A 22,012-nucleotide genomic window follows, 5' to 3' on the forward strand; every position below is an offset into this window, starting at 1 on the left:
GCGGACATGACCATATTTTCTGCTGTGGTCCGACTTGCTTCGCGACGTTACCCGAGGCCGGGTCGGACTCCGAGTACCGCCGTACCGACGCGTACATGTGTCGCTCCGGCCGCCACGGCGTCCTCCAGGTCCGAACTCATCCCCGCGGAGACCATGTTCGCAGCCGGATGGTTCGCGCGCAGGCGGGATGAGATTTCCCTCAGCTGATCGAACGCCGCCCTCGGCCGGCCCGCGTAGGGGCCGGCCAGCGGAGCCACCGTCATCAGTCCGTCGAGCCTGAGCCCGGGGGCCCCGGCCACCGCCGCGGCCAGCTCCTCGACCCCGTCCGGTGCGACGCCGCCCCGCTCGCCGCGCTCGCCGCTCCCGGCGTCGAGCGCGACCTGCAGGAGGCAGCCGAGCTCACGCCCGGCGCGCACGGCCGCCGCCGAGAGTGACGTCACCAGCCTGGTCCGGTCCACCGACTGCACCACATCGGCATAACCCACTACGGAACGAACCTTGTTCGTCTGCAATTGACCGACAAAGTGCCACGTCAGCGACAGATCCGTACAAGCGGTGGCTTTGGGTGCCGCGTCCTGGTCACGGTTCTCGGCGACATGCCGCACCCCGAGTTCAGCCAGGATCCGCACATCGCTCGCGGGATAGGTCTTGGTGACCACGATGAGGGTCACCTCCTCCCGCTTGCGGCCGGCCGCGGCGCAGGCGGAGACAACGCGTTCCTCCACCTGCGCCAGGTTTGCCGCGAGTTGGTGCCTACGGTCCGTCATGCCCTATCAGTCCAACCAGACATATCCGGCGAGCCGCCCGGTGGTGCGGTCGCGGCGGTACGAGAAGTGGTCGCCCGATTCCCGTGTGCAGAAAGGGGAGCGGTGCCGGTCGCTCACGCCGAGTGCGTCGAGCTGGGCGTGGACTCCGGCGGTCACGTCCACGGCCGGTGTCCCCCAGCTCGTCTCGGAGAAGGCCGCGGGAACGGCTTCGGCGACCTCCGCGCGCATCGCCGCCGGAACCTCGTAGCACCGTCCGCAGACGGCCGGTCCGGTGTGCGCGCTGATCCGGGACGGTTCGGCGCCGAGAGCGGCCATGGCCTCGACCGCGGCCGGCACCACTCCGGCGACCAGACCCGGACGGCCCGCGTGCACCGCGGCCACGACCCCCGCGACCGGGTCCGCGAGCAGGACCGGCGTGCAGTCGGCGGTGAGGACCGCGAGTGCGAGCCCCCGCCTGGCGGTGACCACCGCGTCCACGGGCGGGATCTCGGAGGTCTCGCCCCACGCTCCGTCGACCACGGCCACGTCCCGCCCGTGCACCTGGTTCATCCAGACGACCCGCGCCGGGTCGAGACCGAGGGAACGGGCGGCGTGCCCGCGGTTGGCGAGCACGGCGGCGGAGTCGTCACCGACCGCGCCACCGAGGTTGAGCTCCGCGTACGGAGCGGCGCTCACCCCGCCCCACCTGTCGGTGAAGGCGAAGTGGGCGCCGCTGTCCGCATGGGCCACCGCGGGCACTGCGTCGTGCGGGCCTATCACTTCAAGAAGTCCGGGACATCCAGCTCTTCGGCCTGGGTGTCCTGGTAGGGACGGGCCGGCGGGACGTGCGGCGGCGAGACCGGCGGAAGCGGGTTCTCGTTCGCCGCCGGTGCGGACTCGGCCGGGACCGGGGCCTCCTCACGCGTCGGCACGGAGCCCAGTCCGCCCGGCTGACGGGCGGGCTCGGCGGCCCTGACCGGCGTGGCCGGCTCCTCGCGCTTGGTGGAGCCCGCGCTCAGGACGTTCTCGCGCCGGGTCGGCGGCTGTCCGCCGTCGAACCCGGCGGCGATCACGGTGACCCTGACCTCGTCGCCCAGGGCGTCGTCGATGACGGCGCCGAAGATGATGTTCGCCTCGGGGTGGGCGGCCTCGCTGACCAGCTGCGCCGCCTCGTTGATCTCGAAGAGACCGAGGTCGCTGCCGCCGGAGATGGAGAGCAGGACACCGCGGGCGCCGTCGATGGACGCCTCCAGGAGCGGCGAGGAGATCGCCATCTCCGCGGCGGCCACCGCGCGGTCGTCGCCGCGGGCCGATCCGATGCCCATGAGTGCCGATCCGGCCTCGGACATGACCGACTTGACGTCGGCGAAGTCGAGGTTGATCAGACCCGGGGTGGTGATGAGGTCGGTGATGCCCTGCACGCCCGAGAGCAGTACCTGGTCGGCCGACTTGAAGGCGTCGAGCACGCTGACCTGGCGGTCCGAGATGGACAGCAGTCGGTCGTTGGGAATGACGATGAGGGTGTCGACCTCTTCGCGGAGTTCGGCGATGCCGTCCTCCGCCTGGTTCGCGCGTCGTCGGCCCTCGAACGTGAACGGGCGGGTGACCACACCGATCGTCAGGGCGCCGAGCGATCGCGCGATGTTGGCGACGACGGGGGCGCCGCCGGTGCCGGTGCCGCCGCCTTCTCCTGCGGTGACGAAGACCATGTCGGCCCCCTTGAGGACCTCCTCGATCTCTTCACGGTGGTCCTCTGCCGCCTTGCGACCGACGGCCGGGTTCGCCCCGGCGCCGAGGCCACGCGTCAGTTCACGGCCGACGTCCAGTTTGACGTCGGCGTCGCTCATCAACAGAGCTTGCGCATCCGTGTTGATCGCGATGAACTCGACGCCCTTGAGACCGACCTCGATCATTCGGTTGATGGCATTGACACCACCGCCGCCGACACCGATGACCTTGATGACTGCGAGGTAGTTCTGCGGTGCTGCCACGTCGAAGGCCTCTCGCCTCGAGTTACGTGTCGTCGCGTTGCGGTGATGCCGCCGCGACGACCGATGCCGATTGGGACGGTCCGAACGCCGACCCGAACCCTAACGTTGAAGTTTAGGGTTACCAGTGTGTCTGCCTCTTGGACTCTTCCGAACAGGACACTAAGTCGACACGTGGCGCACGTTCAATGAACACGCCGAACCTCCCGTTTTTCTTTTCACCCTATGTGATCACCCGTAGCGGTGACCAACCAGGGTGCTGGCCAGCCCAAACGTGCGTCAACTGTCCGACACGGCAGGGGCGATGGGCGCGCTCACATCGAAGTGTCCCGCTTTGGGCGCGGCTTTCATGAGAGCGGTGAGTACCCTCGCCTTCATCGGGCCCTCCTCGGCGCTGCCCCAGTTCACCGTCCGGCCCCTGGTGAGCTCCAGGGAGATCGCGTCGAAGGAGGCGACCCGCAGGACCCGGGTGTCGTCGGCGACACCTCCCGGCAGGTCCCCCGCGACCCGGACCGCTCCCCGCATCAGCCGGTCACCGCCGAAGCGGCGCACACTCGCGGACCGGTCGGGTGTCAGTTCCAGCAGGGGCACGCCCGGGGGCGCTTTCTCCACGGTGGCGAAGCGAACGCCCTCGGCGTCCACTTCGATGAACTTCCCGCCCTTTTCCACCAGCAGAACCGGCTTCCGTTCGGTCACTTCGAGTCCGACGCCGTGCGGCCATGACCGTACGACATCCACCGAGTGGATACGAGGCAGCTTCCCGCGCAGCCTCTCCGCGATCGCGTCGGTGTCCAGGGAGATCAGCGGCGCCCCGATCGGAACCGCCGCCGCGTCCTCCACCTCGGCGGCGCTCAGCACGTCGGTCCCGGTGATCCGCACCTGCTCCGTCCGCAGCCAGGAGGAGCCGTAGAGCACCCAGATCCCGCCGGCGGTGAGCAGGGCCGCGGCAACGGCGATCAGGATCAGCAGCGTACGGCGGCTGATCCCGCGCCTCTCGGGGCCCGCGTGCGGAGGGCGGGCGGAGGTGTCCGCCTGCTTCCCCGCACCGCGCTGGGCGGTCGTCGGTCCGGCCACGCTCGCTCCTTAGCCGGACCCGGGGCGCACGCCCCGGGTCCCGCACCGCCTCACGCCTGGCGGCGCGCGGCAATCGCCTCGTACACCATGCCGACGAGCAGGTCGTCGGCGTCCCGCCGTCCGAACTCCGCGGCGGCCCGGGACATCTCGTACAGCCGGTGCGGATCGGACAGCACCGGCAGGACGTTGCCCTGCACCCACTCGGGGTGAGCGCCGCGTCGTCCACCAGGAGGCCGCCGCCCGCGTTGACCACCGGCTGGGCGTTGAGCCGCTGTTCGCCGTTGCCGATGGGCAGCGGGACGTAGGCGGCGGGGAGCCCGACGGCGGAAAGTTCGGCGACGGTCATCGCGCCCGCGCGGCAGAGCATCATGTCGGCCGCGGCGTACGCGAGGTCCATCCGGTCCACGTACGGTACCGGGATGTACGGCGGCATCCCGGGCATGTTGTCGATTCGCGGCAATTCGTTCTTCGGACCGACCACGTGGAGGATCTGGATTCCGGAGCGCTGGAGCAGCGGCGCGACCCGCTGGACCACCTCGTTGAGGTGGCGGGCGCCCTGCGAGCCGCCGGACACCAGGAGCGTCGGCAGGTTGGGGTCGAGGCCGAAGGCCGCGCGCGCCTCCGGGCGGACCCGGGCCCGGTCGAGGGTGGCGATGGTGCGGCGCAGCGGGATGCCGATGTAGCGGGCCCCGCGGAGCTTGCTGTCCGGGGTGGAGACGGCGACCCCGTACGCGTACCGCGAACCGATCTTGTTGGCCAGACCGGGGCGGGCGTTGGCCTCGTGGACGATGATCGGGACCCCGGCGCGCTTCGCGGCGAGGTAACCGGGCAGCGCCACGTAACCGCCGAAGCCGACGACGCAGTCCGCCTTGGTGCGCTCCAGGATCTGCTCGGCCGCCTTGATCGTGCCGCGCAGCCGTCCCGGCACGGTGATCAGTTCGGGGGTGGGCTTACGGGGCAGCGGCACGGCCGGGATCAGCGCCAGTTCGTACCCCCGCTCGGGTACGAGCCTGGTCTCCAGTCCGCGTTCCGTGCCGAGGGCAGTGATGCCCACGGTCGGGTCCTGCCTGCGCAGGGCATCTGCGAGGGCAAGCGCGGGCTCGATGTGGCCGGCGGTCCCCCACCGGCGAGTACGACATGCACCGAAATTCACCGCTCTCCGGACGGACGCTTCTTGACGCGCCGTCTCATCGTCTTCCATCTCACCCCGGGCCTCCGCATGGCCAGGGCCGCTTTCGCCGCGGGGTCCTCCCGCGCGAAGGCGATCATGAGCCCGACAGCGAACATCGTCGGCAGCAGGGCCGACCCCCCGTAAGAGAACAGCGGGAGCGGGACACCGGCGATCGGCAACAGGCCGAGCACCGCACCGATGTTGATCACGGCCTGGGCCGTGATCCAGGTGGTCACGCCTCCCGCGGCGTATCTCACGAAGGGGTCCTCCGTGCGTCCGGCCACGCGGATACCCGCATAGCCTAGGGCCGCGAAGAGGGCGAGCACCGACAGCGTTCCCGCCAGCCCCAGTTCCTCCCCGGTGATGGCGAAGATGAAGTCGGTGTGCGGTTCCGGCAGTTGACCCCATTTTTCCACACTCGCGCCCAGCCCGGAACCGAACCATCCGCCGGACGCCAGAGCGTAGATCCCGTGTACGGCCTGCCAGCACGAGCCGCCGGGTCCCGGTTCGCTGGCACCCATGCAGTCGAGCCGGGCCATGCGGTTGGGGCTGGTCTTGATGAGCAGCAGACCGATGGCGCAGGCGACGGCGAGCACCCCGACGAAGAGCCGGGTGGGCGCGCCGGCCAGCCAGAGCAGGCCGAACAGGATCGCGGTGAGAATCATCGCGGTTCCCATGTCACCGCCCAGCATGATCAGCCCGAGCAGCATGAACGCGACCGGGACGAGCGGCACGAGCATGTGCTTCCACTGGGCCAGCAGCCGCCTGTCCTGTTTGCGGGCCAGCAGATCGGCGCCCCACAGGATCAGCGCGAGCTTGCCGAACTCACTGGGCTGGAGCTGGAAGGGGCCGCCCAGGTAGAGCCAGTTCTGGTTGCCGCCCACCGACATCCCTATCCCCGGCACCTGGACCAGCACCATCAGGAAGACGGTGATCATGAGCAGGGGTAGGCGAGTGCCCGGTGGAGCTTCGCGGGCATCCTCGAGGCGATGAACATCAGTCCGGCCCCGATGACGGCGGCGAGGAACTGCTTGCGGAAGAAGTAGGAGGCGGGCTTGTCGTAGTCCAGCGCCTTGATCACCGATGCGGAGTAGACCATCACCAGGCCGAGCACGGTGATCAGGAGGCTGGAGCCGAGGATCAGGTAGTAGGCCGTCAGAGGGCGGTCCCAGGCCCGGCGTGCCCGCTCGTGGAGCCGGCGCACCCGGTGGGTGCGGGGCGGGCGTGGGCCGCCTGAGGTCCTGCCGCCCCGGGGCACCGGCGGCCGCCGGGAGCCGGTGGCCAGCTTTCCGCGCAGGACGAGGCCCACGGGCGGTGGGGGCCCTGCGGGGGTGGAGAGGCCCAGGAGGCCCGGAGTGAGCGCCCGGCGGGCCGGTACGGTGCCCCGTGAGCGGTCCCGGCTGCGCGCTTCGCTCTCTTCGGCCGGCATAGTCGCTGTCCCCTCCACTGCTCGTGCCCGGGGCCGTCGCGGAGACCGGGGGCCGTCAGGCGCTCTCGGCCGCGCGTGCGCGGACCGCGTCCGCGAACGCCTCGCCCCGCTTGTTGTAGTTGACGAACATGTCCATCGAGGCGCAGGCCGGGGCCAGCAGCACGGTGTCGCCCGGCCGGGCGAGCCCCGCCGCCTCCCTGACCGCGTCGGACATCGCCCCAGTGTCGGTCCGGGCCAGGTCGACCACCGGTACCTCGGGCGCGTGTCGCGCCAGGGCTTCGCGGATCAGCTCCCGGTCGGCGCCCATCAGCACGACCCCCCGCAGCCGCTTCGCGGCCCCGCTCACCAGGTCGTCGAAGGTGGCGCCCTTGGCGAGGCCGCCGGCGATCCAGACGATCGGGTCGTAGGCCGCGAGGGACGCCTCGGCGGCGTGGGTGTTGGTGGCCTTGGAGTCGTCGATGTACGTCACCGACGCGATGTCGGCGACGTGCTCGATGCGGTGCGGGTCGGGGCGGAAGGCCCGCAGTCCGTCCCGTACCGCAGCGGGCTTCACGCCGAAGGCGCGGGCGAGCGCCGCCGCCGCGAGGGCGTTGGCGACATTGTGCGGGGCCGGCGGGTCGATGTCACCGACCTCGGCCAGCTCCTGGGCCTGCTTCTGCCGGTTGGCCACGAAGGCCCGGTCGACGAGGATGCCGTCGACCACGCCGAGCTGCGAGGGGCCGGGGGTGGCCAGGGTGAAGCCGATCGCCCGGCAGCCCTCCTCGACGTCGGCCTCGCGCACCAGTCGCTCGGTCGCCGGGTCCGCCACGTTGTAGACGCAGGCGACGCCGTTGCCCTCGTAGACCCGGCCCTTGTCGGCCGTGTACGCCTCCATGGAGCCGTGCCAGTCGATGTGGTCCGGGGCCAGGTTGAGGACGGCCGCGGAGTGGGCGCGTACCGAGGGCGCCCAGTGCAGCTGGTAGCTGGAGAGCTCGACGGCCAGGACGTCGTACGGCTCCTCGTCCAGGACCGCGTCCAGCAGGGAGACGCCGATGTTGCCGACCGCGGCCGTGCGCAGTCCGGCCGCTTCGAGGATCGAGGCCAGCATCCGTACGGTCGTGGTCTTTCCGTTGGTGCCGGTGACCGCGAGCCAGGGTGCCGGTGTCCTGCCGTGCAGGCCCCGCAGCCGCCAGGCGAGTTCGACGTCGCCCCATAGGGGGACGCCCGCCTGGGCGGCTGCGAGGAAGAGCGGCTTGTCGGGCTTCCAGCCCGGGGCCGTGACGATCAGCTCCGTGGACTCGGGCAGGGTCGCCCCGTCGCCGAGGCGCACGGTGATGCCGAGCGCCTCCAGTTCGGCGGCCTGGGTGCGGGAGCGCTCGTCGTCGCCGTCGGCGACGACGGTGACCAGCGCCCCCAGTCCGTGCAGGACGCGCGCCGCGGGAACACCGCTGACGCCGAGTCCCGCGACCGTGACGTGCTTGCCCTGCCAGTCCACGTCGCTCACTTCTTGGCTGCCCATCCCGCGTAGAAGAGGCCGAGGCCGACGATCACGCACATGCCCTGGATGATCCAGAAGCGGACCACCACAAGGACTTCGGACCACCCCTTGAGTTCGAAGTGGTGCTGGAGCGGAGCCATACGGAACACGCGCTTGCCGGTCATCTTGAACGAGCCGACCTGGATGACCACGGACATGGTGATCATCACGAAGAGGCCGCCGAGGAGCGCGAGCAGGAACTCCGTACGGGAGCAGATCGCGAGACCCGCGAGGGCTCCGCCGAGCGCGAGGGAGCCGGTGTCACCCATGAAGATCTTGGCGGGCGAGGTGTTCCACCACAGGAAGCCGAAGCAGGCGCCCATCAGGGCGGAGGCGACGACCGCGAGGTCCAGTGGGTCACGTACCTCGAAACAGGCGCTGGGGTTGGTCAGGGTGTCCGCGTTGGCGCAGGACTCCTGGAACTGCCACAGCCCGATGAAGGTGTACGCGCCGAAGACCATCACCGACGCGCCGGTGGCCAGGCCGTCCAGACCGTCCGTCAGGTTCACGCCGTTGGACATGGCGAGAATCATGAACAGCGCCCAGACGCAGAAGAGCACCGGGCCGATGGACCAGCCGAAGTCCTCGACGAACGACAGCCGGGTCGAGGCCGGGGTGTTGCCGCGGACGTCGGCGAACTGGAGCGACAGCACCGCGAAGGCGACGCCGACGATCAGCTGGCCCGCCAGCTTCGCCTTGGCCCGCAGACCCAGCGAACGCTGCTTGACGATCTTGATGTAGTCGTCGAGGAAGCCGACCAGGCCCATCCCCGCCATCAGGAAGAGCACCAGCACACCGGAGAACCGCATCTCCTCGCCGGTGATCACCTTGGCCAGGACGTACGCGATGATCGTCGCCAGGATGAAGGCGATCCCGCCCATGGTGGGCGTTCCCTGCTTGCTGCCGTGGCTGCGCGGGCCGTCGTCCCGGATGAACTGCCCGTAGCCCTTGCGGGCCAGGAGCTTGATCAGCAGCGGAGTGCCGACCAGGGTCAGGAAGAGCCCGATGGCCCCCGCGAAGAGGATCTGCCTCATCGGACGGCGACCTCGCCCTCGGCAGAGTTCTCCAGCAGTGCCAGAGCGACCTTCTCCAGGCCGACCGACCGGGACGCCTTCACCAGCACGACGTCTCCCGGGCGCAGTTCACTGCGCAACAGGTCGACGGCCGCCTGTGCGTCGGACACGTGCACCGACTCCTCACCCCACGAACCCTCGTTATATGCGCCCAGTTGCAGCCAGGAGGCTTCTCTTCCTCCGACTGCGACGAGCTTGCTGACGTTGAGCCGGACGGCGAGCCGTCCGACAGCGTCGTGCTCGGCGAGCGACGCGTCACCGAGCTCGGCCATCTGACCGAGCACCGCCCACGTGCGTCCCCCTCCGGCCCGTGAGGCTTTGCCCATGGCAGCCAGCGCACGGAGTGCGGCTCTCATGGATTCGGGGTTCGCGTTGTAGGCGTCATTGACGACCGTCACACCGTCCGGACGCTCGGTGACCTCCATGCGCCAGCGGGAGAGGGTGCCCGCCTCGGAGAGCGCCACGGCGATCTCAGTCACGGACATGCCCAGCTCATGGGCGACGGCGGCCGCGGCGAGCGCGTTCGACACGTGGTGCTCACCGTACAGGCGCAAGGTCACGTCGCTGCACCCGGTGGGTGTGTGGAGCGCGAAAGCGGGGCGCCCGTCCTCGGTGAGCCGGACGTTCTCACCCCGTACGTCCGCATCCGCGGCCTCTCCGAAGAGCAGAACCCGGGCTTCTGTGCGGGCCGACATGGCCCGTACGAGGGGGTCGTCCGCGTTGAGGACGGCGACGCCGCCCTCCGCGGCGGCGGGAAGGGCCTCCACGAGCTCGCCCTTGGCCTGGGCGATCGCCTCGCGGCTGCCGAACTCGCCGATGTGCGCGGTGCCCACGTTGAGGACCAGGCCGATCCGCGGGGGCGTGAGGCCGGTCAGGTAGCGGATGTGGCCGATACCGCGGGCGCCCATCTCCAGGACGAGGTGCCGGGTCTCCCCGGTGGCGCGGAGCGCGGTGAGGGGGAGGCCGAGCTCGTTGTTGAAGGAGCCCGGTGTCCACACGGTGGGTCCCTTGCGCTCCAGGAGCTGGGCGATCAGGTCCTTGGTGGAGGTCTTGCCCGCCGAGCCGGTGAGCGCGACGAGGGTGGCACCGAGCCGCTGGACGACGGCGCGGGCCAGGGCGCCGAGCGCCGCCTCGACGTCGTCGACGACGATCGCCGGGACACCGACGGGGCGGGCGGCCAGCACCGCTGCCGCGCCCGCGTCGACCGCGCGCCGCGCGAAGTCGTGGCCGTCGGTCCGCTCGCCCGGCAGGGCGACGAACAGGCTGCCGTGCTCCACCTCCCGGGAGTCGATGACGACGGGTCCGTCGACGGTGACTGCCGGATCGGGTATGTCGTGCGGCTGCCCGCCGACGATTGCGGCGATCTCGGTGAGGGAGAGGGTGATCACTTGGTCATCCCTGACTGTTGTTCTCGTGGGTGTCGGCACGGTCCGAGGTGGTCTCGGGGGCGGCCTCGGTGCTCGCGCGGCCCATGGACCGCGCGATGGCGGCGCGCAGGACCTTGCGGTCGTCGAAGGGGCGTACCACTCCGTGGATGTCCTGGCCCTGCTCGTGCCCCTTGCCCGCGACGAGGACGGTGTCGCCCGCTTCGGCGCGGGCCACGGCCGCGGCGATGGCCGCGGCGCGGTCGGCGTCGATGAGGACGTCACCGCGCTCGTGCACGGGCACCTCGGCGGCGCCCGAGAGCATCGCGGCGAGGATGGCCAGGGGGTCCTCGGAGCGGGGGTTGTCGGAGGTCAGTACGGCGGTGTCGGCGAGCCTGGCCGCCGCGGCGCCCATGGAGGCGCGTTTGGTGGTGTCCCGGTCCCCGCCGCAGCCGAGCACGATGTGGACCCTGCCCTCGGTGACCTTGCGCAGGGAGCGCAGGACCGACTCGACCGCGTCCGTCTTGTGGGCGTAGTCGACGACGGCGAGGTACGGCTGTCCGGCGTCCACCCGCTCCAGCCGGCCGGGGACGCCCGGAACGGCGGCGACGCCGTCGGCGGCGGTCTGCGGGTCGACGCCCGCGACGGCCAGGGTGACGATCGCGGCCAGGCTGTTGGCGACGTTGAACGGGCCGGGCAGCGGTGCCCTGGCCGTGATCCGCTCGCCCTGGGGGCCGGCGACCCGGAAGGTGCTGTCCTGGGGGCCCACCTCGACGCCCTCGGCACGCCAGTCGGCGTCCGGGTGGCCCTCGGCGGAGAAGGTGACGACCGGGACGGTGGCCTCGGAGATCAGCCGCCGGCCGTACTCGTCGTCGAAGTTGACGACCCCCCGCCTGCTGCGGAGCGGAGTGAAGAGCTGTGCCTTGGCCTGGAAGTAGTCCTCCATCCCGGAGTGGAACTCCATGTGCTCCGGGGAGAGGTTGTTGAAGACGGCGACGTCGAAGACGCAGCCGTCGACCCGGCCGAGCACCAGCGCGTGACTGGAGACCTCCATGGCGACCGCCTCGGTGCCGCGTTCGCGCATGACGGCGAAGAGCGCCTGGAGGTCGGTGGCCTCGGGGGTGGTGCGCTCGGACTTGATGCGCTCGTCGCCGATCCGCATCTCGACGGTGCCGATCAGCCCGGTGCTGCGGCCCGCTCCGCGCAGTCCGCCCTCCACGAGGTAGGCCGTGGTGGTCTTGCCGGACGTCCCGGTGATCCCGATCTGGAGCAGGCCGTTGCCGGGATGTCCGTAGATTTCCGCGGCGACCACGCCCATCCGGCCCCGCGGGTCCTCGGTGACGAGGACCGGGAGCCCGGTGGCGGCGGCGCGCTCGGTGCCGGCCGGGTCGGTGAGGACCGCGACCGCGCCGAGTCCCGCGGCCTGGGCGGCGAAGTCGGCTCCGTGGAACCGGGCGCCCGGCAGAGCCGCGTAGACGTCACCCGGGCGCACGGCCCTGGAGTCGTGCGTGATGCCGGTGACCTCGCCGGGCCCGGGTGGTTCGACACCGAGCAGCGCTGCCAGCTCGCCGAGGGAAGTGGGCCGGAGCCGGTCCGGTCGGGGCGCTCCCGGGTAGCTCACAGGCGCGTCCTTCTGGGTGTTCTGGAACTGATCAGGGTGGGGCACGGCGGTGAGCGTACCGGGCGCACCCGGCCTCTCGCGAAGTGAGGGGCCGGGGTCGCGGTACTTCTCGTTCCGGTTCCCGGGATCAGGCGTGATCGTTGTCACTGGGGGATTCCTCGGGGCTGCCGTGGATCGTGAGCCCGGCCAGGACCCGCGGCAGCCCTCGTCGTCACTCGCCGGGCTGGAAGGACACCGGCAGCCGGGCGGGCTTGCTGCCGGAGGGTGCGGCCTGGAGCGTCTTGAGCGCGAACTCCATGACCTTCTTGTAGATCGGACCGCAGGTCTGGCCGCCGAAGTAGCTCCCCTCGGTGGGGTTCTGGATCGCGCAGTAGACGGTGACCTGCGGGTCGTCGGAGGGTGCGAAGCCCGCGAAGGAGGCGGTGTAGCCGTGGTAGCCGCCGCGCTCCGGGTCGACGCGGTTGGCCGTGCCGGTCTTGCCCGCGACCCGGTAGCCCGGGATCGCCGCCTTGGTCCCGGTGCCCTCGTGGTCGTCGACGACGGATTCGAGCATGACCGACAGCGTCCTTGCGGTCTTCTCGCTGACCACCCGGGTCCGCTCGGGGGCGGGCACGGCGGTGAACCCGCCGTCCTCGTCCCTGGTCCCGCGGACGAGGGTGGGGGCGATCCTGACTCCTCCGTTCGCGATCGTCGAGTACACCGAGGCGGCCTGCATGGCGTTCAGGGAGAGTCCCTGGCCGAACGGGATCGTGTACTGCTGGGAGGTCGACCAGTCCTGCGGCTTCGCCAGGAGGCCGGGCGACTCACCGGGATAGCCGAGCCCGGTGACGGAGCCGATGCCGAACTTGCGCAGGTAGGAGTGGAGGACCTTGTTGGCCTCGGCCTGGGTCCTGCCGAGCTGACCGGTCGCCAGGATGGTGCCGATGTTGCTCGACTTGGCGAGTACGCCGTTGAGTGTGAGGTACCAGGTGGGGTGGTCGACGTCGTCCCTGAACAGCCGGTCCCCGCGGTGCAGCCGGTTGGGCACCGTGACGTGGGTGGCGGGCGTCGCGGCCTTCTCCTCCAGCACGGCGGCCATGGACATGACCTTGCTGGTGGAGCCCGGCTCGTACACGTCCTGGAGCGCGGCGTTGCCGAGGGTCGTGGCGTCGACCTGCGAGAGGTCGTTCGGGTCGTAGCCGGGAGCGTTGGCCATGGCCAGCACCTCGCCCGTCCGGGTGTTCTGGACGATCACGTAGCCGCGGTCCGCCCGGGACTTCTTGACCTGGTCGGCGATGGCCCGCTGGGCGGCCCACTGGATGTCGCGGTCGATGGTCAGCTCGATGTCGGCGCCGGGAACGGCCGGGACCTCCCTGGCGCCGGCCGTGGGCACGCGGCGGCCGCCGGAGTGGGCGTACCGGATCTTTCCGTCCTTGCCGGCCAGTTCCTTGTCCAGCTTGGATTCGAGACCGCCGCCGCCCTTGCCCTCGGCGTTGACGAATCCCAGTATCCCGGCGGCCAGGTCACCGTTCGGGTAGACCCGTCTGGTGGTGGGCTCCTGGAGGACACCGGCCAGTACGTCGACTCCCGGGCCGCCGTCGGCTCTGTCCTTCTGTGCCTTCTCCGCGAAGGTGGCCTTGAGGTCCTTGATCTGCTTCCAGACCTGCGGGGTCTGCCGGCTCGCCAGGACCACGTAACGGCTCCTGGGCTTCGACAGCTTCTCCGTCAGCTCCCCGACGTCCTTGCCGAGGATCGGGGCGAGGAGGGCCGCGGCCTGCTGGGGTGCGTCCGGGGCCTTGCTGTCCGCGGGCGTGAACATCTTGGGGTCGGCGGTGATGTTGTGCGCGTCGACGCTGGTCGCCAGCGCGATCCCGTCGCGGTCGGTGATCTCCCCGCGCTCCGCGGCGACGGTGTACTCCAGGTAGCGGTTCTTCTGGGCCTTTTCGGCGTACGTACTGGCGTCGACGGCCTGGACCTGGAGGAGCCGGACGACGAAGGCCAGCATGACGACCGTCAGACCCGCGCCGACCAGGCGCAGACGCGGGCGCGGGCTGCCCAGGCGCAGGGTGCGCGGGGTGCCGCCGCGCACCCGCCCGTACGGGGGGCGCGGACGACGGGCCGCGGGCCGGGAGCGGCCGGAGCCTCCTGCCGCGCTACGGGGTCGTGCCGGGCCGGGTACGCGGCGGCGCGGCGGTTCCTTGGACGACATGCGTCACCTGCCGGGGCTCGTCGTGGGCGGGGGCGCCGACGCGCGCTGCCGCGCGGTCGGCGTGGTCTCTGCTTCGGGATCGGGCTCTGGTAGGGCGGAGGCTTGTGACAGGGCGCCCTCGGCTGCGGACCCCTCGGCCGGGGCGGTCCGCGGCGCGGTCCGCGCGGCGTCGGGCGAGGACGGCCCGGGGGCGGGCCGCGAGACCGGGGGGTCCTGCGGGGAGGCGTCGGACGCCCCGGATGAGGAGGTGGGGGAAGCGGCGGGCGGGGTGTCCACCGGCTTCGGCGGGGCCGTGGGGAAGGGCTCGGCGGTGGACTCCAGGGGCACGCCCCGCACCGTGCCGTCCGGGCTCAGGAAGGCGGGGCTGCCACCCGGCACCATGCCCAGTTTCCTGGCGCGCCTCTCCAGCGCGTCCGGCTCGGAGTAGCTGTCGACGTCCCGCTGGAGTGCCTGCTGCTCGTCGGTGAGTTCGGTGGTCTGCCGCTTCAGCTCGCTCAGTCTGAACGATCCCTCGTTCAGGGCGGAGTTCAGCAGGAGCAGCGCGATCAGGCCGCCGCCGAGGAGCAGGACGACCAGCAGGACGAAGGGGGTGCGGGCCGCGTTGCTCGGTCCCGCCGGCATGAGCCGGGCGAGCCGCGCCGCCCTCCCCTTCAACTGTTCGGCCGGTTCGGTCACGGCATCGCCTCGCCGGTCCCGGGCGCCGGGCGGACCGGAGCGCGGCGCCTCATCGCTCCTCCTCGCGGATGCGCTGGGCGCCGCGCAGCCGGGCGGGGGCGGCGCGCCGGTTCTCGGCGACCTCCTCCTCCGTGGGCAGCTCCGCGCCTCGGGTGAGCAGCTTCAGCCGCGGCTGGTACCGCTCGGGGACGACGGGCAGGCCGGGGGGCGCGGTGTTGGCGGCGCCGGCCGCGAAGACCTGCTTGACCAGCCGGTCCTCCAGCGAGTGGTACGAGAGGACGGCGATACGGCCGCCCACGGCGAGGGAGTCCACAGCGGCCGGGATCGCCTGCTCCAGGACCGACAGCTCGCCGTTGACCTCGATGCGCAGGGCCTGGAAGGTGCGCTTGGCCGGGTTGCCGCCGGTTCGTTTGGCGGCCTGCGGCAGGGAGTCACGGATCAGCTCGACGAGCCGGGCGCTGTCGGTGAAGGGATTGTTCTCGCGCTCGCGCACGACGGCGGAGACGATCCGCTTGGCCTGCTTCTCCTCGCCGTACTGCCGGAGGATCCGGACGAGCTCGCCGGGCGGGTAGGTGTTGAGCACCTCGGCGGCGCTGATCCCGGTCGTCTGGTCCATGCGCATGTCCAGGGGTGCGTCCTGGGCGTACGCGAATCCCCGGCCGGCCTCGTCGAGCTGCATGGAGGAGACGCCGAGGTCGAAGAGGACGCCCTGGACCTTGGGGATTTTGAGCCGGTCCAGGACCTCGGGCAGTTCGTCGTAGACGGCGTGTACGAGGGTGGCCCGGTCGCCGTAGGGGGCGAGGCGCTCGCCGGAGAGCCGGAGCGCTTCCTTGTCCCGGTCGAGCGCGACCAGCCGGGCCGTCGGGAAGGCGGCGAGGAGCGCCTCACTGTGTCCGCCCAGCCCCAGGGTGCAGTCCACGACGACCGGTGGCCGGGGCCCCGGGTCCTCCAGAGCCGGGGCCAACAGGTCCAGGCATCGCTGGAGCATCACCGGGACGTGTCGGGTCTGGCTCATGCGCCCTCTCAGGCTCGGTTCACGCACGGCTCGCGCATGCGGCCCGGTCCCCGCCCGCTCCGAAGGGGAGGCCAGCCGGCGCCGTGGAAGGGGCGCCGGCCGACCGGGAGCGGGAGAGGGCCGGGCCGCACGCGCGCCGTACATCACGGGGCGTACGGAATACGAGGTGTGTACGGGTGGGTCGGTAACTTCGCGTCACTTTAGTCCACCCTGCCATTCGATCGATTCCCGATCAACGAGGCGGGCAGCGAGTCGCACCGGCCTCTTCGAGCGGGAAGGCTCACTCGACCGGGCGCACTTCTGTGAGGCTTGTGGATTACCTCACACCAAGGTTCGTTGACGTTCTTTGTCCCTTTCCCCAGCACGACGGGGCCCGTCCTGAACGCTAACGTCGTATCCATGTCGACTTCCGCACACTCCCCCGCCGGACCCGCCTCCTCCGCCGCGGACGCGGCTCCTTCCGGCGGTTCGGTCACCGATCGGCTGGTCGAGGCGAACACCCGCTACGCGGACAAGTTCAGCGACCCGGGCATGGACGCACGGCCGGTACTGCGCGTGGCCGTGGTCGCCTGTATGGACGCCCGTCTCGACCTGCACGGCGCGCTCGGCCTCGAACTCGGCGACTGTCACACGATCCGCAACGCGGGCGGTGTGGTCACCGACGACGTGATCCGCTCCCTGACCATCAGCCAGCGCGCCCTCGGCACCCGCAGCGTGATCCTCATCCACCACACCAACTGCGGCCTGGAGTCCCTCACCGAGGATTTCCGGCAGGAGCTGGAGCGCGAGGTCGGCCAGCGGCCGGTCTGGGCGGTCGAGGCGTACTCCGACGCCGACCAGGACGTACGCCAGTCGATGCAGCGGGTGCGCACCTCACCGTTCCTGCTGCACACGGACGACATCCGCGGTTTTGTCTTCGACGTGACCACCGGTCTGCTGCGCGAGATCCAGCCCGCTTCCTGAACCTCCGCAGGTCGGCCCAGCCCTCGCACCCCGAAACCGCCCCAACTCCTGACATATCGCACCCAGTTATCCACAGGCGAGTGACACGAAGCGGTAACGGCAACAAGAATGCGGGGGTGACGTCTCCACGGGCCTTCCGCGGAGTGTCCGTATGTCGGGGCGGGCCGGGCAGCGATGCGCGTCGGCCCTGCACAAAGGTGCCGAGGAGGGCCGGGTGACGACCTATGACGATCGAGCGAGCCTCACAGATCTGACCACCACAGTGGAGCAGGTGCGCAGGTCGGTGGAGAGTGTGATCGAGGGCAAGCCTGAGGTCGTACGGCTTTCGCTGACCGTGCTGCTCGCGGAGGGGCACCTCCTCATCGAGGACGTCCCCGGAGTCGGCAAGACGATGCTGGCCAAGGCTCTGGCGCGGTCCATCGACTGCTCGGTCCGCCGTATCCAGTTCACTCCCGACCTGCTGCCCTCGGACATCACCGGGGTGTCGATCTTCGACCAGCAGCGACGGGACTTCGAGTTCAAGCCGGGCGCGATCTTCGCGCAGATCGTGATCGGCGACGAGATCAACCGCGCGTCGCCGAAGACCCAGTCGGCGCTGCTGGAGTCGATGGAGGAACGCCAGGTCACCATCGACGGGCAGACGTACGAACTGCCCAACCCGTTCATGGTGGTGGCGACGCAGAACCCGGTCGAGATGGAGGGCACCTACCCGCTGCCCGAGGCCCAGCGCGACCGGTTCATGGCCCGGGTGTCGATCGGTTACCCGAGCGCCGAGGCCGAGCTGCGGATGCTCGACGTGCACGGCGGCGTCTCACCGCTGGACGACCTCCAGCCGGTGGCCCACGCCCACGACATCGTGAAGCTGATCGACGCGGTACGGACGGTCCATGTTGCCGACTCCGTCCGGCGGTACGCGGTGGAGCTCGTGGGCGCCACGCGCAGCCATCCGGATCTGCGGCTCGGCGCGTCGCCGCGTGCCACCCTGCACCTGCTGCGGGCCGCGAAGGCGTCGGCGGCCCTCAGCGGACGCGAGTACGCCCTGCCGGACGACGTGCAGGCCCTCGCGGTCGCGGTGCTCGCGCACCGGCTGCTGCCCACCGCGCAGGCCCAGCTGAACCGCAGGAACGCCGAGCAGGTGGTGCTGGAGATCCTCCAGCACACGCCTGTGCCCACGTCAGCCGCCGGCGGCACGGCACCGGCCGTACCGCCGCATCAGCCGGGCGGACCGGTGTTCGGCCGGCAGCCGCCCGGCGCCCGGCGGCTGTGATGGCGCCCGGGGGGCCCGGCGCCGTGGACGACGACGGCGGCAGGGGCGGCCTCCGGGCCGCCCTCAGCGGGCTGACCACGCGCGGCCGGTCCTTCCTCGCGGCCGGGGTCGCCGCCGCGGTCTGCGCCTATGTGCTGGGCCAGGGCGACCTCCTGCGGGTCGGCCTGCTGCTCGCCGTGCTCCCGCTGGTCTGCGTGAGCGTGCTCTACCGCACCCGCTACCGCGTCACCGGCAGCCGGTGGCTTACGCCGTCACGGGTACCCGCGGGGCGGAGGCCCGGGTGCACCTGCGGGTGGACAACATCTCCCGGCTGCCCACCGGGCTGCTCATGCTCCAGGACCGCGTTCCGTACGTGCTCGGCCCGCGCCCCCGGTTCGTGCTGGACCGGGTGGAGCCGGGCGGCAGGCGCGAGGTGTCCTACCGGGTGCGCTCGGACCTGCGCGGGCGCTACCCGCTGGGACCCCTGCAACTGCGGCTCAGCGATCCGTTCGGGATGTGCGAGCTGACCCGTTCGTTCAGCGCGTACGACACCCTCACCGTCATCCCCCGCACCGAGCCGCTGCCGACCCTGCGGCTGGCCGGCGAGGCTTCCGGATACGGCGACGGGCGGCAGCGCTCGCTCGCCCTGGCCGGTGAGGACGACATCATTCCGCGCGGTTACCGGCACGGCGACGACCTGCGCCGCGTCCACTGGCGCTCCACCGCGCGCTACGGCGAACTGATGGTGCGCCGCGAGGAGCAGCCGCAGCGGGCCAGGTGCACCGTGCTGCTGGACACCCGGGGCATCGCCTATCAGGGAGCGGGCCCGGACTCGGCCTTCGAGTGGGCCGTGTCGGGGGCGGCTTCGGCTCTGGTGCACATGCTGGAGCGGGGCTTCGCCGTGCGGCTGCTCACGGACGACGGCGGTTGCGTGCCGGGTGAGGGCTCCGACGGTTTCGCCGGATCGACCCAGGAGGCCGCCGACTCCGCGGGACTGATGATGGACACGCTCGCGGTCGTCGGCCACTCGGACGGTGGCGGCCTGTCTCGCGCCTACGACGTGCTGCGGGGCGGCAGCGAAGGGCTCCTGATCGCGTTCTTCGGTGATCTCGACGAGGAGCAGGTGGCGGTGGCGAGCCGGATGCGGCAGCGCAGCGGCGCCGCGGTGGCCTTCGTCGTGGACAGCGAGGGCTGGGTGCGGGGCGGGGCCGGAGCACCTCCCGCACCGGTCGAGGAGCGCCTGCGGCTGTTGCGCGAGGCGGGCTGGACAGCCGTGGCCGTCCCGCCCGGGACACCGCTCACCCGGGTCTGGCAGCAGGCGGGGCAGCAGCACGGCGACACGCAGTCCGCCGCGACCGGCGGTCTTTCGGGCTTCTCGGGAGGATGGTCATGAGCGGTCGTGGCCGGCTCGCGCTGTGCGCGTTCGCGGCGACGCTGATGGCGTCGGGCGCCCTGCTGCCGCTGGTCGATCCGGCCGGCTGGATTCTTCAGGCCGCGCTCCTGCTGGCGATCCAGAGCGGGGTGGGGGCACTGGCCCGCCGGGTGCCGTGGGCGCGGGCCCTGACGGTCGCCGCGCAGATGCTGGTGACGGTGGTGCTCCTGACCGTGGCGTTCGCCAGGGATCAGGCGGTCTTCGGAGTACTGCCCGGCCCCCGGGCCGTCCAGTGGCTCGGAGAGCTGTTCGCTGCGGGCTTCGAGGATGTCGGCAAGTACGCGATCCCCGCACCCGTGACGGACGGCATCCGGCTGATGCTGGTCGGCGGTGTGCTGCTGATCGGCCTCGCGGTGGACGCGCTGGCGGTGACGTTCCGCAGCGCGGCCCCCGCCGGACTGCCCCTGCTCGCGCTCTACTCGGTCGCCGCCGGGCTGTCCGAGGACGGCGCGGGCCGGCTCTGGTTCACGCTCGCCGCATCCGGCTACCTGCTGCTCCTGCTGGCGGAAGGCCGCAACCGGCTCTCCCAGTGGGGGCGGGTCTTCGGCGGCGTGTCCAGGTCGTCGGGCGGGCTGGCCGCCGGGGTCGCGGAACCGGGCGGGCGGGCGTTCGCCTCGCTCCGCACGGGGCGGCGCATCGGAGTGCTGACGCTCGGTATCGCGCTCGTCGTGCCGGCGGTGCTGCCGGCTCTCGACGGCGGGCTGCTGGCGGGCGCGGGCGCGGGGACGGGAAGGGGTGGCGGCGGAGGCACCATCTCCGCCGTCAATCCGCTGGTCTCGCTCCAGAACAACCTGAATCAGCCGGAAGACCGGGAGGTGATGTCCTACCGCACCAACTCCGCGGCCCCGAGGACTTCTACCTGCGCATCCTGGCCCTGGACCAGTTCAACGGGAGCGAGTGGCGGCCGTCGACCCGGCGGCTGACCGATGTGCCGCAGCGGCTCCCGCAGCCTGTCGGGCTGGGGTCGGGCGTCGCCGTCACGGAGGTCAGGACGAACCTCACCGCCTCGCCCTCCTACCAGCAGACGTATCTGCCGCTCCCCTACCCGGCGACCGAGGTGAGGATCGGCGGGCGCTGGCGGTACGAGCCGGAGGGCCGCACTCTCGTCGGGGACGAGGGGCAGACGACGGGCGACGCGAAGTACGAGGTCAGCAGCCTGGTGGTGCGGCCGACAGCGGACCAGCTCGCCTCGGCGGGCCCGCCGCCGTCCGACCTGGCCCGCGAGTACACCCAGGTGCCCGATTCGCTGCCGGACGTGGTCCGCAGGACCGCCGCCGAGGTGACGAAGGACGCCACCAACGCGTACGAGAGGGCCGTCGCCCTGCAGGACTGGTTCGCCTCGGACGGCGGCTTCACCTATGACACGACGGTGAGCTCCGGGACGGGCACTGCGGCGATAGGCCGCTTCCTCAGGGAGAAGCAGGGCTTCTGCGTGCACTTCTCGTTCACGATGGCGGCGATGGCGCGGTCCCTGGGCATCCCCGCCCGGGTCTCGGTGGGCTTCACCCCCGGGACGTTCCAGTCGAACGGCTCGATGTCCGTCGGCCTGCGGGACGCCCATGCCTGGCCGGAGCTGTATTTCGAGGGTGTGGGGTGGACCCGGTTCGAGCCGACTCCCACCCGTGGCTCCACCCCTTCGTACACGCTGCCCGACGCTCCCACGGGGAGTACGGACGATCCGGCCCAGCCGTCCGCGGGTGCCTCGCAGGCACCGTCGGCGGCCCCGTCCGCCTCGGCGAACTGCCCGGAGCAGATGCGCCGGCAGGGTGAGTGCGGTCCCTCGGCGCTGCCGGGAGCGGTGGGGCCCACCGATCCGGGGACGCCGACGCGCACGGTGGTGCTCCTGGGGGTCGCCGCCGCGCTGGCGCTGGCGCTGCCCGCGCTGCCGCTGCTGTGGCGGACCCGGGCACGCGGGCGCAGGCTCGGCTCCTCCGCCGGACGCACGCCCGCGGACGCGACGGCCAGGACCCTGGCGGCCTGGCGTGAGCTCACCGACTCGGCCTGGGATCACGGCATCGCTCCGGACGAGTCGCAGACGCCGCGCAAGGCGGCGGCGCGGATCGTCAGGAGGGGCGAGCTCGACGGCACCGCGGCGGCTTCGGTGCACCGGGTGGCGGACGCGGTGGAGCAGGCGCTGTACGCACCGCGGCCGCGGGCGACGACGGGTCTCGCCGAGGATGTCCTGGCCGTGCGGACCGCGCTGCGGGCCTCCGCGGGCCGCCCGGCCCGGGTCCGCGCGCTGATCGCGCCCCGCTCGGCCGTCCGGGTGGTGTGGTCGGTCTCGGAGCGCTGGGCGGCGCTCGTCCGCCGGTGGTCCGAGCGGCCGGGGCGCGACCGGTGGGCCGGACGGCTGCACGGACTCTCCCGCCGGCGAGGCTGACAGCCCGCGTCCCCGGGGGCGCGGGCCGGGAGTTCGTCCGGAAGGACGGGAGAGCACGGGCAACGGGTGAGGGGCGGCCGCAGAAATGCGGCCGCCCCTCACCCGTACGTGTGCTGCGTCATGTCTTCAGT

At 71.7% G+C, this 22,012-nt stretch carries 13 protein-coding genes and 4 pseudogenes; 4 read left to right on the plus strand and 13 right to left on the minus strand.

Features of this window, described 5'->3' with window-relative positions; genetic code table 11:
* Positions 1–47: 47 nt before the first annotated feature.
* The 13 genes and pseudogenes from Sfulv_RS06525 to rsmH form a co-directional block, all read right to left on the minus strand.
* Positions 48–767: a YggS family pyridoxal phosphate-dependent enzyme gene (locus Sfulv_RS06525; RefSeq protein ID WP_173312666.1), complete on the minus strand. Its 720-nt coding sequence runs from the start codon at positions 765–767 to the stop codon at positions 48–50.
* A 6-nt stretch (positions 768–773) separates the two neighbouring features.
* A complete protein-coding gene (gene pgeF, locus Sfulv_RS06530) occupies positions 774–1,526 on the minus strand; it encodes a peptidoglycan editing factor PgeF (protein ID WP_173312669.1) in 753 nt (250 codons plus the stop codon).
* Positions 1,523–2,737 (minus strand): cell division protein FtsZ, encoded by a 1,215-nt coding sequence (gene ftsZ, locus Sfulv_RS06535; RefSeq protein ID WP_173312672.1) that lies wholly within the window; start codon positions 2,735–2,737, stop codon positions 1,523–1,525. The genes pgeF and ftsZ overlap by 4 nt, the downstream gene beginning before the upstream one ends.
* A 276-nt stretch (positions 2,738–3,013) precedes the next feature.
* Positions 3,014–3,808, minus strand: coding sequence for a cell division protein FtsQ/DivIB (locus Sfulv_RS06540; RefSeq protein WP_173312675.1), 795 nt, complete (start codon positions 3,806–3,808; stop codon positions 3,014–3,016).
* Positions 3,809–3,858: 50 nt separating this feature from the next.
* A pseudogene (murG, locus tag Sfulv_RS06545) lies at positions 3,859–4,951 on the minus strand (undecaprenyldiphospho-muramoylpentapeptide beta-N-acetylglucosaminyltransferase).
* Positions 4,952–4,957: 6 nt separating this feature from the next.
* Positions 4,958–6,408 (minus strand): annotated as a pseudogene (gene ftsW / locus Sfulv_RS06550) (putative lipid II flippase FtsW).
* Positions 6,409–6,463: 55 nt separating this feature from the next.
* Positions 6,464–7,906, minus strand: a complete 1,443-nt coding sequence (gene murD / locus Sfulv_RS06555; protein ID WP_173312678.1) for a UDP-N-acetylmuramoyl-L-alanine--D-glutamate ligase — start codon at positions 7,904–7,906, stop codon at positions 6,464–6,466.
* The gene (mraY, locus tag Sfulv_RS06560) at positions 7,888–8,958 is read right to left on the minus strand and encodes a phospho-N-acetylmuramoyl-pentapeptide-transferase (RefSeq protein ID WP_173312681.1); all 1,071 of its coding nucleotides are present in this window, start codon (positions 8,956–8,958) and stop codon (positions 7,888–7,890) included. Before mraY ends, murD begins: the two co-directional genes overlap by 19 nt.
* Positions 8,955–10,385, minus strand: coding sequence for a UDP-N-acetylmuramoyl-tripeptide--D-alanyl-D-alanine ligase (locus Sfulv_RS06565; protein ID WP_173312684.1), 1,431 nt, complete (start codon positions 10,383–10,385; stop codon positions 8,955–8,957). The genes mraY and Sfulv_RS06565 overlap by 4 nt, the downstream gene beginning before the upstream one ends.
* 4 nt (positions 10,386–10,389) lie before the next feature.
* Positions 10,390–12,129, minus strand: a complete 1,740-nt coding sequence (locus tag Sfulv_RS06570) for a UDP-N-acetylmuramoyl-L-alanyl-D-glutamate--2,6-diaminopimelate ligase (protein WP_371874638.1) — start codon at positions 12,127–12,129, stop codon at positions 10,390–10,392.
* Between the two features lie 64 nt (positions 12,130–12,193).
* A complete protein-coding gene (locus Sfulv_RS06575) occupies positions 12,194–14,170 on the minus strand; it encodes a peptidoglycan D,D-transpeptidase FtsI family protein (RefSeq protein ID WP_173312687.1) in 1,977 nt (658 codons plus the stop codon).
* Between the two features lie 3 nt (positions 14,171–14,173).
* A complete protein-coding gene (gene ftsL, locus Sfulv_RS30150) occupies positions 14,174–14,845 on the minus strand; it encodes a cell division protein FtsL (protein WP_256668818.1) in 672 nt (223 codons plus the stop codon).
* A 49-nt stretch (positions 14,846–14,894) separates the two neighbouring features.
* Positions 14,895–15,860, minus strand: coding sequence for a 16S rRNA (cytosine(1402)-N(4))-methyltransferase RsmH (gene rsmH / locus Sfulv_RS06585; protein ID WP_173312690.1), 966 nt, complete (start codon positions 15,858–15,860; stop codon positions 14,895–14,897).
* A 399-nt stretch (positions 15,861–16,259) separates the two neighbouring features.
* Here rsmH and Sfulv_RS06590 point away from each other — a divergent pair, with 399 nt between their 5' ends.
* The 4 genes and pseudogenes from Sfulv_RS06590 to Sfulv_RS06605 all read left to right on the plus strand — a co-directional run bounded on the left by Sfulv_RS06590 (position 16,260) and on the right by Sfulv_RS06605 (position 21,881).
* A complete protein-coding gene (locus Sfulv_RS06590; RefSeq protein ID WP_173312693.1) occupies positions 16,260–16,823 on the plus strand; it encodes a beta-class carbonic anhydrase in 564 nt (187 codons plus the stop codon).
* A gap of 214 nt (positions 16,824–17,037) precedes the next feature.
* Complete coding sequence (locus Sfulv_RS06595; protein WP_173312695.1) at positions 17,038–18,090, plus strand: AAA family ATPase; 1,053 nt, start codon at positions 17,038–17,040, stop codon at positions 18,088–18,090.
* A pseudogene (locus Sfulv_RS06600) lies at positions 18,090–19,462 on the plus strand (DUF58 domain-containing protein). Before Sfulv_RS06595 ends, Sfulv_RS06600 begins: the two are co-directional and overlap by 1 nt.
* Positions 19,459–21,881 (plus strand): annotated as a pseudogene (locus Sfulv_RS06605) (transglutaminase TgpA family protein). Before Sfulv_RS06600 ends, Sfulv_RS06605 begins: the two co-directional pseudogenes overlap by 4 nt.
* Positions 21,882–22,012: the final 131 nt, after the last annotated feature.

It is taken from the genome of Streptomyces fulvorobeus (assembly GCF_013167895.1).
Lineage (GTDB): Bacteria > Actinomycetota > Actinomycetes > Streptomycetales > Streptomycetaceae > Streptomyces > Streptomyces fulvorobeus.

What these genes read in the sequence shown, in the direction of transcription:
- Sfulv_RS06525 (WP_173312666.1), bottom strand. Translation starts at nt 767, where the DNA reads ATGACGGACCGTAGGCACCAACTCGCGGCAAACCTGGCGCAGGTGGAG.
- murD (WP_173312678.1), bottom strand. Translation starts at nt 7,906, where the DNA reads ATGGGCAGCCAAGAAGTGAGCGACGTGGACTGGCAGGGCAAGCACGTC.
- mraY (WP_173312681.1), bottom strand. Translation starts at nt 8,958, where the DNA reads ATGAGGCAGATCCTCTTCGCGGGGGCCATCGGGCTCTTCCTGACCCTG.
- Sfulv_RS06575 (WP_173312687.1), bottom strand. Translation starts at nt 14,170, where the DNA reads ATGTCGTCCAAGGAACCGCCGCGCCGCCGCGTACCCGGCCCGGCACGA.
- rsmH (WP_173312690.1), bottom strand. Translation starts at nt 15,860, where the DNA reads ATGAGCCAGACCCGACACGTCCCGGTGATGCTCCAGCGATGCCTGGAC.
- Sfulv_RS06590 (WP_173312693.1), top strand. Translation starts at nt 16,260, where the DNA reads ATGTCGACTTCCGCACACTCCCCCGCCGGACCCGCCTCCTCCGCCGCG.